The organism is Gordonia sp. NPDC003425, from assembly GCF_053588635.1.
Genome location: NZ_JBSFQI010000008.1, coordinates 128,915 through 143,840, shown reverse-complemented (window position 1 = coordinate 143,840; position 14,926 = coordinate 128,915). Strand labels below are relative to the sequence as shown.

The 14,926-nt window shown below is 65.6% G+C and carries 13 protein-coding genes and 1 tRNA gene; 5 read left to right on the top strand and 9 right to left on the bottom strand.

Annotated features, from left to right (window positions below; translation table 11 throughout):
- Positions 1–30: 30 nt before the first annotated feature.
- Together ACWDTD_RS12205 and ACWDTD_RS12200 are read left to right on the top strand one after the other, a co-directional pair.
- Complete coding sequence (locus ACWDTD_RS12205; protein ID WP_449747361.1) at positions 31–1,032, top strand: metallophosphoesterase; 1,002 nt, start codon at positions 31–33, stop codon at positions 1,030–1,032.
- Positions 1,029–1,724 (top strand): haloacid dehalogenase type II, encoded by a 696-nt coding sequence (locus ACWDTD_RS12200; protein ID WP_449747360.1) that lies wholly within the window; start codon positions 1,029–1,031, stop codon positions 1,722–1,724. The genes ACWDTD_RS12205 and ACWDTD_RS12200 overlap by 4 nt, the downstream gene beginning before the upstream one ends.
- 132 nt (positions 1,725–1,856) lie before the next feature.
- On the opposite strand, the gene ACWDTD_RS12195 is transcribed toward ACWDTD_RS12200, so the two are convergent.
- Positions 1,857–1,930 (bottom strand) — tRNA-Pro (locus ACWDTD_RS12195).
- A 216-nt stretch (positions 1,931–2,146) separates the two neighbouring features.
- Between ACWDTD_RS12195 and ACWDTD_RS12190 the strand changes: the two genes are divergently transcribed.
- From ACWDTD_RS12190 to ACWDTD_RS12180, 3 genes are all read left to right on the top strand, one after another.
- Positions 2,147–2,578, top strand: a complete 432-nt coding sequence (locus ACWDTD_RS12190) for a DUF7144 family membrane protein (RefSeq protein WP_449747359.1) — start codon at positions 2,147–2,149, stop codon at positions 2,576–2,578.
- A gap of 103 nt (positions 2,579–2,681) precedes the next feature.
- Positions 2,682–3,305, top strand: a complete 624-nt coding sequence (locus tag ACWDTD_RS12185) for a lipocalin family protein (RefSeq protein ID WP_449747358.1) — start codon at positions 2,682–2,684, stop codon at positions 3,303–3,305.
- Positions 3,306–3,359: 54 nt separating this feature from the next.
- On the top strand, positions 3,360–4,415 hold the full coding sequence (locus ACWDTD_RS12180) for an acyl-CoA dehydrogenase family protein (protein WP_449747357.1): 1,056 nt from the start codon (positions 3,360–3,362) through the stop codon (positions 4,413–4,415).
- A gap of 35 nt (positions 4,416–4,450) precedes the next feature.
- Here the strand turns inward: ACWDTD_RS12180 and ACWDTD_RS12175 are convergent, their stop codons facing one another.
- From ACWDTD_RS12175 to ACWDTD_RS12140, 8 genes are all read right to left on the bottom strand, one after another.
- A complete protein-coding gene (locus tag ACWDTD_RS12175; RefSeq protein ID WP_449747356.1) occupies positions 4,451–5,809 on the bottom strand; it encodes a M20/M25/M40 family metallo-hydrolase in 1,359 nt (452 codons plus the stop codon).
- 57 nt (positions 5,810–5,866) lie between these two features.
- Positions 5,867–6,871 (bottom strand): helix-turn-helix domain-containing protein, encoded by a 1,005-nt coding sequence (locus ACWDTD_RS12170; protein ID WP_449747355.1) that lies wholly within the window; start codon positions 6,869–6,871, stop codon positions 5,867–5,869.
- 11 nt (positions 6,872–6,882) lie between these two features.
- Positions 6,883–7,932: a helix-turn-helix domain-containing protein gene (locus ACWDTD_RS12165; RefSeq protein ID WP_449747354.1), complete on the bottom strand. Its 1,050-nt coding sequence runs from the start codon at positions 7,930–7,932 to the stop codon at positions 6,883–6,885.
- The gene (locus ACWDTD_RS12160; RefSeq protein ID WP_449747409.1) at positions 7,929–8,525 is read right to left on the bottom strand and encodes a hypothetical protein; all 597 of its coding nucleotides are present in this window, start codon (positions 8,523–8,525) and stop codon (positions 7,929–7,931) included. The genes ACWDTD_RS12165 and ACWDTD_RS12160 overlap by 4 nt, the downstream gene beginning before the upstream one ends.
- Before the next feature lie 191 nt (positions 8,526–8,716).
- Positions 8,717–10,126 carry a glutamate decarboxylase gene (locus ACWDTD_RS12155; RefSeq protein ID WP_449747353.1) on the bottom strand — a complete coding sequence of 470 codons (1,410 nt, stop codon included), beginning with the start codon at positions 10,124–10,126 and terminating at the stop codon, positions 8,717–8,719.
- A 102-nt stretch (positions 10,127–10,228) separates the two neighbouring features.
- Positions 10,229–12,193 (bottom strand): YhgE/Pip family protein, encoded by a 1,965-nt coding sequence (locus ACWDTD_RS12150; protein ID WP_449747352.1) that lies wholly within the window; start codon positions 12,191–12,193, stop codon positions 10,229–10,231.
- Between the two features lies 1 nt (position 12,194).
- The gene (locus ACWDTD_RS12145) at positions 12,195–12,962 is read right to left on the bottom strand and encodes an ATP-binding cassette domain-containing protein (protein WP_449747351.1); all 768 of its coding nucleotides are present in this window, start codon (positions 12,960–12,962) and stop codon (positions 12,195–12,197) included.
- Between the two features lie 405 nt (positions 12,963–13,367).
- The gene (locus ACWDTD_RS12140; RefSeq protein ID WP_449747350.1) at positions 13,368–14,804 is read right to left on the bottom strand and encodes a hypothetical protein; all 1,437 of its coding nucleotides are present in this window, start codon (positions 14,802–14,804) and stop codon (positions 13,368–13,370) included.
- Between the last annotated feature and the right edge of the window lie 122 nt (positions 14,805–14,926).

Here is a 14,926-nt window from a genome sequence, read left to right as displayed (position 1 = left end):
CCGGCGGCGGGCTGCGGGTATCCTGGTGAGATGCACAAAGCCGACTCCGGATCCGCGTGGCGCCCGAGCCGCGCCGACCTGACCTCCACCGGTGTCGCCCGCTCGCTCGGCGCCGCCGCGGGCGTCGCGGCCGCCGGCCTGTTCTACTCGACGGTCATCGAACGCAACGCATTCACGTTGCGGCACACCACAATGGCGGTTCTCGAACCCGGCGCGACGCCGCTGCGTGTGCTGCACATCAGCGATCTCCACATGACACCGAACCAGCGCGTCAAGCAGGCGTGGGTGTCCGAGCTGGAATCACTCGAACCCGACCTGGTGGTCAACACCGGCGACAACCTCGCCCACCCGGCGGCGGTACCGGCGGTGATCCAGTCACTCGGCGGCCTGCTGTCGCGGCCCGGACTGTTCGTGTTCGGGTCCAACGACTACTTCGGCCCGCGCCCCAAGAATCCGTTCCAGTACTTCGACAGCCACCATGAACGCACCCACGGCGCCCCGTTGCCGTGGCAAGACCTACGCGCGGCGTTCATCGAGCGCGGTTGGCTGGATGCGACGCACACCGTGCGTGAACTCGAGGTCGGTGGCGTGCGCGTGGTGGCCGCCGGAGTCGACGACCCGCACATCGAACGCGACCGCTACGAGACCATCGCCGGACGGCCCAACCCGCTCGCACATCTGCGGTTGGGCCTCACCCACTCCCCCGAACCCCGCGTGCTCGACCGGTTCGCCGCCGACGGCTACGACCTGGTGATGGCGGGTCACACCCACGGCGGTCAGCTGTGCCTGCCGTTCGTGGGAGCGCTCGTCACCAACTGTGAGATCGACCGATCCCGGGTCAAGGGCCCGTCGGCCTGGGGCTCGACGATGAAACTGCACGTGAGCGCCGGTCTGGGCACCTCACCATGGGCGCCCGCACGGTTCTGCTGTCGTCCCGAGGCCAACCTGCTGACCCTGACGCCGGTGTCCCACGGCGATGCGGAGTTCGACGAGGAGCACTCGCTGCCGCAGTTGGCCACCGAGAACAGGTGACCGCCGACGGCGTCCGCGTCCTGGCCTTCGACACCTTCGGCACACTCACCGACTGGTTCACCGGAATCAGCGATGCCGTGGCCCGCTCGGGGTTGGGCGTCGATCCCGCCGAGTTCACACGCGACTGGCGCAGCCGCTACGCCCCGATACTGGCCCGGGTCGAGTCGGGTGAACTGCCGTGGGCGAATCTCGATGCGCTACACCACATCACGCTGCGCGATACGGCCCACCACTTCGGCGTCGAGGTTGATGACGACGCCGCCGCGAGCTTGGTTCGGGCCTGGCACGAGCTCCCCGCCTGGCCGGACGCGACCCCGGGTATCCGCAGACTCCGCACGCGCTTCGTCGTCTGCGCGCTCAGCAACGGCGACGTCCGGCTCCTGGTGGATCTGGCCCGCCACAACAACTTCGGGTGGGATCTCGCCGCGGGAGCGGATCTGTGGCAGCACTACAAGCCGTCACCCGAAACCTATCTGGGACTGGCACGCCTGATGCAGGTCGAGCCTGCGCAGGTGATGATGGTGGCCACCCACCAAAGTGATCTCGACGCAGCGAGATCGAACGGTCTGCGCACCGCCTTCGTCGCGCGCCCGGACGAATGGGGCGGCGCGGCAAAGGACGATTCCGGCTCACCGGCGAATGACGTGCACGCCGCCGACGTCCTCGACCTCGCCGCCCGGCTCGGCGCCTGATCGCCGACACGCGCCTCGGTGGTTGTGGCATACCAGCGGCGTCTCACCAGAGGTTGTAGGAAACGGCACAAGTAAGGCCCCTGACCTGCATTCCTGCCGATCAGGGGCCCTGCTGTCGTCTCAACCAACGAGTCGGGGTGGCGGGATTCGAACCCACGACCTCTTCGTCCCGAACGAAGCGCGCTACCAAGCTGCGCCACACCCCGTGTGCAACCTGCGATAGCTTACCCCCACCACCGTGCGCGAACTAAATCGGCTGGTCACACCGCGATGCGATCAACACCGACAGCGGTTTTGAGCTCCCGTGCGGCGACTTCGGGACGCTTTTCATCCGACGTGGCCATATGGCCGGCGCCACCATCGGATGTCGATAGTGTTGGAGGGCATCACACATCGACAACCGGTCAGAAAGGCGCACCACCATGAGCACACAGTTCGATGACGCGGCAGCCGAGAGTTCCGCGAAACAGGGATTCGCGTTCGGCATCTCCCTCGTCGCAGCCGCACTGCTGTTCACCGCCGGAATCGTGGGCATCTTCACCGGCATCTCCGCCATCGCCAACGACCAGCTCTTCGTTCTCGACGGCGACTACATCTACAAGTTCAACCTCACCACGTGGGGCTGGATTCACCTGATCATCGGCATCATCGCGATCATCGTCGCGGGTGCGCTGGCAGTGGGCGCCGACTGGGCGCGCATCGCCGCGATCATCATCGCCTCACTGTCGATCATCGCCCAGTTCCTGTGGCTGCCGTACTACCCGGCGTGGGCGATCCTGATCATCGTCGTCGACCTCATCGTGATCTGGGCGGTCGCCACCTGGCAGCCGGCGATCACCTACGCGCGGGACTGACCGCCCATCCGCGAGGCGGCCGGGACCGAATGGCTGTGCGTTCACACGACTGATCCCCTATGACCGGTCACCCGGTGACCGAGTCGACCGTCAGGAAGGCACCATGCCCCACTCGAGAAGAATCCTGGCCGCACTCGCGGCTGCGCTGTTCGTCGTCACCGGCCTCGTCGCCACCACCGCACCGGCACGCGCCGACACCTCGCTGCAGCCGGTGAAGAACTTCGAGGTTGCGCGGTACCTCGGAACCTGGTGGCAGCAGGCCACTATTCCGTCCTTCTACGGCATCCGCTGCGCCAAGGACACGAACGCCACCTACGGCCTGATCAACCCCACCACTGTCAGCGTCGACAATCGGTGCACCAGCTTCACCCGGCAACCCGACGGCATCAAGGGCAAGGCCACCGTCGTCGACCCCGAGAAGAGCAACGCAGCGCTGGCCGTCTCGTTCCCCGGTGTCCCCAACACGATCAACTCGGGCAACTTCCCGAACTACGTGATCGCGTGGGTTGCCGACGGCAAGGACCCGAAGGGCCCGTACGAGTACGCGATCGTGGGTGACCCCTTCCGCGTCTCCGGCTTCGTGCTCTCCCGCAAGCAGGTGCTGACCACCGAGGACCTCCGGATGCTCAAGACGCAGACCGAGAAGCTCGGCTTCAATTCGTGCACCTTCCTGATCTCACCCACCACGGGCGGACGAAGCGACTACTCGCCGCTCTGCACCGTCTGAGTCGTCGGGCCCTCCGGCCCGGGGTATCGATGCGACGGCACTAGGCTGGGTTGGGTGACGAGGACACCCGACCCGGCCGTGCTCGTGGAGTCCGCCTACCGCATCGCCGACGATATGCTGTTCGGCGACGCCGCCGAGGTGGACCGCACCGGCGAGATCCCCGTCACCCACTGGTCGGCGCTGGCCGATGCCGGCCTCTTCGGCATCGCCGCCCCGGATTGCGGCCTCGACCTCGCGCAGGTCATCGAGATCATCGAGGTCCTCACCAGCGGCTGCCTGTCCACCGCCTTCACCTGGCTCCAGCATCACGGGGTGGTGATCTCGTTGTCGTCCACCGACAACGAGCCGCTGCGCGCAGAGTTGCTCGACGACGCGATCGCCGGACGGTTGCGCGCCGGCGTCGCGTACGCGGGTGCGGTGCCCACGCCGCCGCGGATGCGGGCCACGCGCACTGCCGACGGCTGGTCGCTGTCGGGGTATGCCCCGTTCGTCAGCGGCTGGGGGTACATCGACATCCTGCAGATCTCGGCGCGTGACGTGGAGACCGACGACGTGATCGCGGTGATCGTGCCGACCCATCCCATGTCGGCGGCGATCTCGGTGTCCCCGCTCGCGCTGACGGCGGGAAACGCCACTCACACGGTGAGTGTGCGGGTGGACAACCTCACCGTGCCGGACGCGTTCGTCGTCGGCCGGACCCCGCTCGACAAATTCTTCGCCACCCAGAACACCGGGATTCGACTCAACGGCAGCCTGCCCTTCGGCCTCGTTCGCCGCTGCACCGCCCTCATCGAGCGGGCCGGCGACGTGGCAGAGGCCCGACGGCTGCGGGAACGCGCCGGTGAGATCCGGGCCCGGCTCGATCGATCACTCGATGACTCCGGGCACCTGCTGTCGGCACGTGCCGATGGCGCGCAACTCGCGGTCGACGCCGCCGCCGCACTTGTCGCCGCCGACGGAGGGCGCGCCCTGATCCGGGGCAGCGACGCCGACCGGCTGGCGCGCGAGGCCATGTTCACCCTCGTCGCGGCCAGCCGCCCCGAACTCAAAGGCCTACTGCTGCAACGATTCAGCGGCACTGCCGCGGATCTGCACGCTCCCCGGCCCTGATACCGCAGCCCGGCACACGACCGCAGAGCGCGCGGTCACGGCCGCTGGTAGTCACGGAGGAAGAGCGCCTCGGCAAGGGCGATGTGCTCGATCTCGCCGGGATCGACGCTCTCGTTGGGCGCGTGGATGAGGCACTGCGGCTCCTCCACACCGAAGAGCATGATCTCCGCGTCGGGGAAGGTGTCCTGCAGCACGGTGCACAGGGGGATCGAACCGCCCTGACCCTGCAACACCACGTCGTTGCCGTAGGCCGTGCCCATCGACGCCACGATCGCATCGAAAGCGGGTCCGCCGGTGGAACCGGAGAACGGCGCCCCGATCGCCTCTCGCTCGATGGCGACCCGCACATTCCACCGCGCCACGGCACGCAGATGCTCGATCAGCGCGTCCTGCGCGGCCACCGGATCCATGCCCGGCGGAACCCGCAGATTGATCCGCGCCCGCGCCCGCGGCGTCACCGACGCCGTCGACCCGGCCACCGGGGAGCAATCGATCCCGAGGACCGTGGCCGTGGGGCGCGCCCACACCATGTCCGACACGCGGCCGGACCCGATGACGTCGACGCCGTCGAGAACGGTGGCGTCACGGCGGAATCTGTCTGCGGGATAATCGATTCCCGGCCACACCGCATCGTTGGCAAGGCCGCGGACCGTTGTGTTGCCCGCCTCATCACGCAGCGAGGCCAGCATCGCGATCAGCGCGGCCAGAGCGTCGGGCGCTGCCCCGCCGAACATGCCGGAGTGCATCGCCGACTCGAGGGTTTCGACGCTCACCACCACGTCGGCGACGCCGCGCAGGCTGGTGGTCAACGTGGGTGTGCCCACCTGGAAATTTCCGGAATCCGCGATGAGGATGGCGTCGGCGGCGAACAGTTCGGGCCGTTCGGGAACCAGGTGCTCGAGCCCACCCAGGCCGAGTTCCTCGGAGCCCTCGGCGACGATCTTGATGTTCACACCAGCGGTACCGGCCAACGCGCGCAGCGCGGTGAGGTGCACCGCGATGTTGCCCTTGCAGTCGGCGGCGCCGCGCCCGTACCAGCGTCCGTCGCGTTCGGTGAGCGTCCAGGGCGGTGATGTCCACGCCTGCTCGTCCATCGGCGGCTGGACGTCGTGATGGCAGTACAGCAACACAGTCGGGGCGCCGGGCGGGCCGTCGATGTGCCCGGTCACCGACTTGCTGCCGTCGGACGTCACATGTGCGGCCACGTCGTGCAACCCGACCTCGGTGAACGCGTTGATCAGCCAGTCCACCATGGCGTCGCAGTCTTCGGGAGGCTTGCCACCTGGATCGAAGACCGAACGGAAGGCGACCATCTCCGCGAGGTCGGTGCGGGCCTGCGGCATCAGGTTCGCGACGCGGGCGGCCAGGGTGTCGGTGTCGGCGGTGTCATCCACAGTTCGAGTAACGCATATCGGCCACCACCTGTCATCCCGGCCGCTGAAATGGGGACATCACCGCGTCAAGCCTGCCTCCGCACGGAACGCACTCGGTGTGGTGCCGTACTCGGCGCGAAAACGGTTGCGCAACGTGGCCACCGAGCGAAAACCCGACTGCCGCGCCACCTCGTCGAGCGGGATCGAGTTCTGCGCACTCAGCAGCTCGCGGGCGTGGACGAGGCGCCGGGCGTTGATCAGGTCGGTCGGAGACTCTTCTGCGTCGGCAAACCGCCGGTACAGGTGGCGACGGCTCATGTGCAGGATGTCGGCCATGGAATGCGCCGAGAAATCCGGGTCGGCGTAGTGATGCTCGATGAGATCGCGGACCGCTTCGCGGATGAACATGGCATTGTTCGCCAACCGGCGCGTGGAGTAGGTGAAGTGTCCGAGGGCAGCTCGCACCAGTTCGATGGCGGCCATCTCCGCCTCGGGGTCGATGTCCAGGTTGCGGCCCGCGGCGTCGTAGGTGAACCGGAACAGGAACTGAGCGGTGGCCCTGGCGAACGTGGAGTCCGCGGCCATCGGCAGAAGGAGCCGATTACTCACCACGTCACCGCCGAGCACGTCTTGGGGAAACAGGAGCATCGCGGTCTCGCAGACCGATGTGATCTCGGCAGTGAACGGGCTGGCCGTCGTGAGCACCATGAACTGCCCGGACTCGTAGGTGTGTTGGCGGCCGAACTGGGTGACACGGAATTGCCCGTTGAGCCGGTGCGCCGCGACCATGAGATAGGGGGTGTCCACCTCGGCCTCCGCTCGGGCGGCGGAACGCTCGGAGCGGCGCGGAGTGCACAATTCGCAGTGCGCCCGGATCATGGACAGACTGCGGTGGTACATGATGCACTCAAAGGCGTCGGGGTCACGCACCGTGACACGGGAGAACTGTTGCGAATAGGTGGCGAGGCCTTCCCGGCCGCGGAACACGATCCTGTTGTCTGCACCGGGAGAATGTGGATCGATTCCGATTCGATTCTGCCACTGCGCAACTCGTGCCGGGTCCAGTCCGTCTTCCCTGCTCACCACATACATCGCTATACCGTCCCGTTCTCAGTTGTCGGCGTTGCGGGACGTACGCGGCGATACTGGTCGGGCGTCATCCCGAACTGCGCCTTGAATCGGTTGCGTAACGTGGCCACGGTCGCAAACCCCGATGCCTCCGCGACCCGTTCGAGACTGAGTTGATCCGGTCCGGAGAGTAGCCGCGCCGCGCGCCGCAGCCGGCGGTCGGCGATCATCGCGGCCGGCGACAACCCGAATCCGGCGAGCTGGCGGTAGAGCTGACGGCGACTCAGGTGCAGATGGCGCGCAATCGAATCCGCGGTGAAGTCCGGGTCGCGGAAGTGCTGTTCGACGAGCCGTCTGGACGCTTCCCGCACGAAGACCGCGTTGTCACCGGAGCGCAGCGAGCGCAGATCCTGCTGACGAATGACGTTGCGCACCAAGTCGACTGCCGCCAGCTCGGTTTCCATGTCGACATCCATCCCCCGCACGGCGGCTTCGCAGGCGAAACCCCTGATGAAGGCCGCGGTCGCACGCGCCAGCGGGGAATCCGACACGACGGGCGGAAGTGCGGAACTGCCCTCGGGCAGCTCATTCGCCAGCAGTTCGGTCGGAATCCAGATGCCGACCGGATCATTGACGGTGAACGACGTCTGGTCGTAGACCGCTCGGTTGTCGGCCATCGCCAGGTGCTGCTGGTTGTTGAAGAAGTGATCGACGCCGTCCTGTCGAACCAGACTGTTACCCGGCATCGAATACGTGTTGACCAGCAGAAAATCCGAGGGGAACTCGTCGACCACCGAGGGCGTGCGACTGGTGGTACACGGAGTTCGGAGCAGTGCGTGAACGAGGATCACCGACAAGGGTCGCCAGTAGACGTATTCCTCGAATGGGGTGTCACCGTACGGAGTCACCTGCAGCGCGGGAATGTAGTTCGCCACGCCTCGGTCACCGACCCGATGAAAGTGTCGGGTCGGGTTGGGTCCGGGCGTCATCGAGGAGCCGATACGCCTGCGCCAATCGGCGACGATCTGCGGGGTCAGCCCTTCCTCTGGGGCCTGGTCGACGGAGACGGCGGTCATGAGGTCGCACCCGGTACAGCGGAACGTCGCGGCAGCACGATCAGGGACGAGAGGAAGAAGCAGACAGCACCGACGAAGGTGCAGCTGTTGGCGAGCACGTTGTCGATGGTGTTGCCGTCGGGGGTGATGTAGGCGGCTACCGCGCTCACGCCGAAGGCGATACAGCCGAGCATGTTGATCTGGGTGGCCCACCAGCCGGAATCACTCGGATTCCATAGCTTCTTCACCCGCCAGTAGGCGACGATCGCGAAGGCGCCGCTGATGAGGAACGCCACCGAACCGCCCGCATCCGGCGCCCAGACGAGGTGCTTCTCCGCGGGCACGGTGTGCGCCGCCAACGCTGCGGAGGTACTGACGTTGAACATCAGGGTGCCGAAGGACTGGGTTGCCGCGGCAAGCCATTCTGCGCGCACCATGGTTCCCGGGGCATAGTCGACGGGAACGGTCATCGCCCCGCTCAGCAACAGTTGCACCAGACCCGCGGCGGTGAAGAACCACGCGCCGATGAAGTAGCAGATGTTCGCGTTGGCCGCGCCCATCCAGATACCGATCCATGGCGCCGATCCCAGCGCGAACAGTGCAGAACCGATCATGAATCCCCAGCACTGCTTGTTCAGTGTGGGGGTCAGCAACGCACGATGCCAGGATGGCTCCCGGGCGGTGGTTGTGCTCACCTGATCGCTTCCTATTCCTTGAAGTACGGCTTCCTTGAAGTGCGGCGTCATTCGACCACCGGCCCGAGCGGGTGGGCTCCCCGTCGCCCACCCGGTCGGTGGCCGGCCGGTCAGTGGTGGAAGTGCGATCCGGTGCCTTCGCGCGGCAACGGCGACTCCAACGCGTCGAGGAAGGCCACCTCGCTCTCGAGGTCGGCGAGCAGCGCGGTCGCCAGATCGTGGCTCAGACCGGCACGGACCACGATGCGCTGCAGCGTCCAGTCCGCCAGGCCGTCGGCCATCGGATACGCCGGCACCAGCCATCCCTTGAGCCGCAGCCGATCGGAAAGGTCGTACAAGTTCCACTTGTCGGTGTAGCCCGCCTTCAGCTTCCACGCGAACACCGGAATGGTGTCACCGTGACTGACCAACTCGAACGGACCGAGCTTGGCGATCGACGAGGAGAGATACGTCGCGACGTCGATCGACCCCTGCTGGATGGCCCGGTATCCGTCGCGACCCAAACGCAGGAAGTTGTAGTACTGCAACAGAACCTGTGCGCCGGGACGCGAGAAGTTCAGCGCCAGGGTGGGCATGTTCCCACCGAGGTAGCTGCAGTGGAACACCATGCTCTCCGGCAGCGCTTCCACATCGCGCCAGATGATCCAGCCCAATCCGGGATAGACGAGGCCGTACTTGTGGCCGGAGGTGTTGATCGAGACCACGCGCGGAACGCGGAAGTCCCACTCCAGTTCCGGCTGACAGAACGGGGCCACCATGGCACCGGATGCACCGTCGACGTGGATCTTGATGTCGAGGCCGGTATTCGCCTGGATCTCGTCGAGCTTCTCGGAGATCGCCTTCACCGGCTCGTAGAGACCGTTATAGGTGACACCGACGATCGCGACGACGCCGATGGTGTTCTCGTCGACGTACTTTTCGAGCTCGTGGCCGTCGAAGACGAAATGCTCCTCCGAGACCGGTACCCAGCGCGGTTCGACCTCGAAGTAGTTGAGGAACTTCTCCCAGCACACCTGGACCGCGGTCGACAGCACGAGGTTGGGCTTGTCGATGGGCTTGCCCTCGGCCTTGCGACGCTGCTGCCAGTGACGCTTGAGGGCCAGGCCGCCGAGCATGGCTGCCTCCGACGATCCGATCGTCGAGGTACCGATCGCATTGTCCACGTCGGGAACGTGCCACAGATCGGCGATGATCTTCCAGCAGCGGTCCTCGATGGCCGCGGTCTGCGGATACTCGTCCTTGTCGATCATGTTCTTGTCGTAGGTTTCCGAATACAGCTTGCGCGCTTCGTCATCCATCCACGTCGACACGAATGTCGCGAGATTCAGACGCGCGTTTCCGTCGAGCATCGCCTCGTCGTGGACGATCTGATACGCGGTCTCCGGCAGGCTCATCGAGTCCGGGATGGTGAACTTCGGATACTCGGTCGCCTCGCCCGGCCGGACGAATACAGGGTTGAGAATGACTGACTCGGATGTGTTCGTGGTCGCTCGCGCATTCGTATGCTTACGCTCGGTCATGCTCTCCTCCTCAGGAGTGTTGTGAATGAACTGTTCGGTTTTCTGGGCGTGATGTGGTCATGGACGTTTCGTCGTAGCGGAAGGGCAAGGGCTCAGCGCCCCTTAGACTTCGACCGGCGGATAGAGCCGATCCATGGTGTATTGCCGGTTTCTTCGGGCGGCCCAGGTGGTGATCGCGAGGAAGACCAGCGTCATGGCCGCGACCACGGATAGGGCTATCCAGAATCTGGAATCGATGCCGCCCACGGTGAGTTGGCGCAACCCGGTCACCGTGTACGTCATCGGGTCCACCCAGTGGATGTATTGGAACGGTTTTGTCGTGGTGGGTACCGGATAGATTCCACCCGCGGAGGTGAGCATGATCATGAGGAACGCCAGGGTCACCACTCGGCCCACCGCGGGCCCGAACAAGGCGTTGAACATCTGGATCATCGCCAGGAACATCGCCACCATCAACAACATGAAGGCAAATGTGCCCACCGGATGTGTCGGCCGCAGCCCGATCGCGAAAACCACCACCAGGTAGAGGATCAGCGCCTGCAGCACTCCGACGAAGAATGTCGGCGCGTACGAGGCGAGTACGACGCGCACGGAGTTGAGGCCCTGCGCGATCGGGCGCGCCTGCAGCGGCGTGAAGAGCATCCACGCGATGATGCTGCCCACGAAGAGCGCCAGCCCGAAGAAGAACGGGGTGAAACCGGTGCCGAACGTCTTCGCTTCATTGAGCGTGTTCTCCTGCAGCGCAACGGGTTTCGCCAGAGCATTGGCGAACTGTTCCTTCTGCTTGCTCGACCACTTCGGGATGTCCTTCACTCCGTCGTTGACGCCGTTGGCCAACTGCTGTGTGCCCGCGGCCAACTGTGTGGTGCCGGTGGCAAGCTGATCGGCGCCGTTACTGAGTTCCACCAGACCGGTGCTGAGCTGGTTGGCACCCGAGCTGAGTTCGTTGGCCGCACCCTGGGCGGCCAGGATGTCGCTCTTGAGCTTTCCGCTCTCGAACAGAGCAAGAGCCTGTCGTAGCGGACTCTGCGGATTGTTGACCTGCGCCGACAGCACCTCGACGTCGGATCTCACCTGGGTGAGCTGATTGTTCGCATCCGGGCCGAGGCCCTGCGTGCGGAAGTAGCTGCGCACGGGTGCGAGAGCGTTTCCGATGTTCTGGATGTTCGGGTCGGGACTGGCGAGCAGTTGGGCCACGACGCTGTCGACGATCTGGCTCGCCTGTGACTGCGCGTTGGCGGCGACGGTCAGCTGATTGGTCACCACCTGGGTGTTGTTACCGAGCCTCTGAGCGGTCGCGTTGAGCTGCGCCGGACTGACCCCGTTGGTACCGGAATTGTTCAGGGCCTGCAGCAACGGCGCCGTGGCGCCGGTGAGCGCGGTGTCGAGTTGATCGAGTCCACCCGCGAGTTGCGCCGCGCCGTCCTTGGCGGTCACCAGGTTCGTGGCGAGTTCCTGGGCACCGGTGTTGGCCTGCTTCATGCCGGTGTTCAGCTGGTTCACACCGGCTTGTGCCTGTTTGATCTGCGGAATCAGTTTGGACACGTCGCTGAGCACGATGTCGAAGGTCTGCGCCCCCACCTGGGCTCCGACGGTATTCACGATCTGCAACGCCGCATCCTGGCCCATCACGGTGGACAGGTAGTTGTTCGCGTCGTTGTAGGTGAAGATCAGCGGCGCGGAGCGGGGGTTGTCACCCGTCGGTGAGGCGACCGCCTCGCTGAAGTCCTTGGGCAGAGTGATGGAGAAGTAGTATTTTCCGTCCCTGACGCCTTCGGCTGCTTGCTCTTCCGAGACGAGGTGCAGGTCGAGTTGCTTCGAGTCGATCAGCCCCTGCGCGACCTGCTCACCCGCTTTGAGGGGCTGGCCCTGCACAGTGGCGCCTACGTCGGCATTCACCAGCGCCACCGGAAGCTTGTCGACGGCGTTGAACGGGTTCCAGAAGGCCCACAGGTACAGGGCGCCGTACATCAGTGGCATCAGAATGATCACGATGAGGGCGAGCCGGGGCATCCGGCCCCGGTAGTAGCGCTTGAAATCGCTGCCTGGGGAGAACGCTGCGAGCATGTCAGATCCGATCCTCGGTCTCGAGTTGAACGAACTCGTTGTCTGTCAAGTTGTGCACTCGGACAACATCTCTCACGCCGGTGTCGGGAAACACACCGTTGACGTCGGCGGTGATGATCGTCTGCTCACGGCCGATTTCCACCAGGCGATTGAGGAGTTTGTGGGCGCTTTCCACCCGGGTGAGGCGATCGACTCCACCGACCACGAGGAGTGGCGGCTTGCGAATGTTGGCGACGGCAATCCGAAACAACGCAGCGGTGAATTCGGGCAGTTCCTCGATATACGCGTCCATGGTGGGAAGCGAGTACGGGCCGAAGACCGGCCGGCAGATCCGTTCCAGATCTGCCTCCGTGGATTGCGGCACCCACTTGTACCACTTCGCCGCCCAGCGGATCTGCTCGGTCACCACGTCATGGACCCGGATTGTCTGCTCGATGCCGTCGACCTCGTCGATCCACGCCAAGCCGGCCCGATTGAAGAGGTACTGGGCGTTGTTCTCCCGCCCGAATGCGTGCAATGTGCCCGACGTCGGCTTCATCCGGCCCGCAAGCGTCAGAAGCAGGGCGGTGCGGCCCCGCCCTCCGGAACCGACCAGCACGGTGACGCCACCTGCACGCACCGTGAGGTCCGTCGGACCGAAGATGTGTCCCCAGGACGCCTTGACGCCCATCCCGCGGGCTTCGAGTAAGACGTCGCCCCGGCCGGATTCTTCGCGCACGACACCGATCGGCTCGGTCGCAGGATCAGCACCACCACTCGGCGAGGTCATCGGGTCGCCCTCTGCTGCGTCTGGAGAATCCGCACTTCTGCGTTCACGCCGGGCGTCACAAGTATGGTCACGAGTTAAATCTAGTCAACGAATTGCGCCCATGTCCATTTCTGTGACATCCGAGCACAGATTTGCAGCAAGGATGAAAGTCGTTGCGGTGGAATACTTTTCGGGCAACACAAGTCCACCCGAAGGTTGCCGTTTGGGGCCGGGCCGCGGCGACTCGCCGTATCCGAATCGACCAGCAAGAATGGCCACGTCGTGAGGGCGTGCAGCACCCGCGATAGGGCACCGGTCCCTACTTCCGCTCTCAGATTAGGTCGCGTTTACGCAAAACAAGCGCGAAAGTGGGACATTGTGGCACGATTTTTTCGCTGGACCGTCACGGTGTTGGAGTCCACCCGATCACTGGTAGGAGACGAAGAAGGGCCGGGGTCTGACCAGCATCGTCTGCGCCGGAGTGAGGGTCGGCGTGTCCTCGGTGTAGAAGTTCTTCCACCCCATCACGACGCCGGGCGGCAGATCCACCAGCAACCTGCGCCACGTGTCCATCTTGACCGACGGGATGCCGTGCCCGTCGGCGTGGATCACCGTCTGGAGCTCCGGGCGCCCGGTGATTATCTGTTGCCGATCGGCGAGCATGTCGGTGTCGAACTCGTGGAGGACGAAGAGCTTCTGGGGCAACCGATCGTTCCGCGTGAGTTCGGCGAGCCAGTCGCCGGTCCGGTTGACCTCACCCGCGCTCACCGACCCGATCTGGGTGAGGTGGACCTGGTCGGGCTTGAGTCGCCACTCCGGATCGAGCGCGAGCCCGACGTGCGGAAACCGAAGGAACTCGGCGTATCTCTTGGCCTGCGTCAGGAAGTCCGTGCGGCCGGGCTGGAGATCGAGGGTCACGTAGATCCCGGCGCGTCCGGCGGCCTCCACCCACGGCCGTATCACCGCCGGGTCGATCGTCGACGAATACGTCGCACCCGGCCCCGGCGACGCCGACGCCACGGTCACGATGATCTCGAACGCGGGCACCACCAGTTCGCGACTGACCCGTTGATAACTTGCGGCGAGTGCTCGCACGCGCGCGATGGAGGCGCGCAGATCCTGGCGACCGAGCGGTCCCAGCGACGGCGACCCCGGCGAACCGTACAGCGCGACCATTCGCTTCCCGGGGACCACCAGCTGACCACCGCCGGGCACCTCGGGCAGCGACAGCGCTTCGCGTACCCGTTCGCGGAAGAGGTTGTCGTCACCGAACGCTGCACCCAGGGCGAGCACCGGGGCATGCGCGAGAGTCGCCGGGCGAAGCGCGCCGATCGACTCGCCGGTGGCGCGCGGATCGGGCACCGGAACCGGAATCACCGTGGCACCGACGGCTGCCGCGGTGGCCGATGTGCTCGGGTCGGGTGTACCCGTGACGTAGACGAGCGGAGCCGGACCCGACGGGGCATCGTTGCCGATCACGTCATCGAGCCCCGGTGTCGTGGTGATGGGCACGCCGGCCGATCCACCGCCGACCACGTGCACCGCCCGGGTGCCCAGTCGCCGAAGTTCCTGCTCGAGACGTCCTCGCCCGACGTCGTCGGTGGCGGCGGCGAACACCGGCACATGCCGGGCCCGCGCCACTGCGGTGACGCGGTCACGGTCTGCCGGTCGAGCACCCGCGGTCATCACGATCGCCTCGGCCGATCCGCGGAAAAGATGTGCGCTGAGCGTGATCGCCGGTGCGCCGGACCCCTCGAGCACGGTGGGCACCGACGACAAGGAGGCGAATGGTTGGGTCCCCGTCGCTGTGCGCACCACCGTCGAGGCGGTGGTCAACAACGCGACCAGGGCTAGAGCCACCACGACACACACGATGCGCGCGCGGTGACCCACTCCCGCCCCCCTCCGCTCGCGGTGCCCGCTTCACCGTGCACCACTGCGAGACCGAGTACCACACGAAGACCATCGTGATGCGTGTCCCAACA

What these genes read in the sequence shown, in the direction of transcription:
- ACWDTD_RS12205 (WP_449747361.1), top strand. Translation starts at nt 31, where the DNA reads ATGCACAAAGCCGACTCCGGATCCGCGTGGCGCCCGAGCCGCGCCGAC.
- ACWDTD_RS12190 (WP_449747359.1), top strand. Translation starts at nt 2,147, where the DNA reads ATGAGCACACAGTTCGATGACGCGGCAGCCGAGAGTTCCGCGAAACAG.
- ACWDTD_RS12185 (WP_449747358.1), top strand. Translation starts at nt 2,682, where the DNA reads ATGCCCCACTCGAGAAGAATCCTGGCCGCACTCGCGGCTGCGCTGTTC.
- ACWDTD_RS12165 (WP_449747354.1), bottom strand. Translation starts at nt 7,932, where the DNA reads ATGACCGCCGTCTCCGTCGACCAGGCCCCAGAGGAAGGGCTGACCCCG.
- ACWDTD_RS12160 (WP_449747409.1), bottom strand. Translation starts at nt 8,525, where the DNA reads ATGATCGGTTCTGCACTGTTCGCGCTGGGATCGGCGCCATGGATCGGT.
- ACWDTD_RS12155 (WP_449747353.1), bottom strand. Translation starts at nt 10,126, where the DNA reads ATGACCGAGCGTAAGCATACGAATGCGCGAGCGACCACGAACACATCC.
- ACWDTD_RS12150 (WP_449747352.1), bottom strand. Translation starts at nt 12,193, where the DNA reads ATGCTCGCAGCGTTCTCCCCAGGCAGCGATTTCAAGCGCTACTACCGG.
- ACWDTD_RS12145 (WP_449747351.1), bottom strand. Translation starts at nt 12,962, where the DNA reads ATGACCTCGCCGAGTGGTGGTGCTGATCCTGCGACCGAGCCGATCGGT.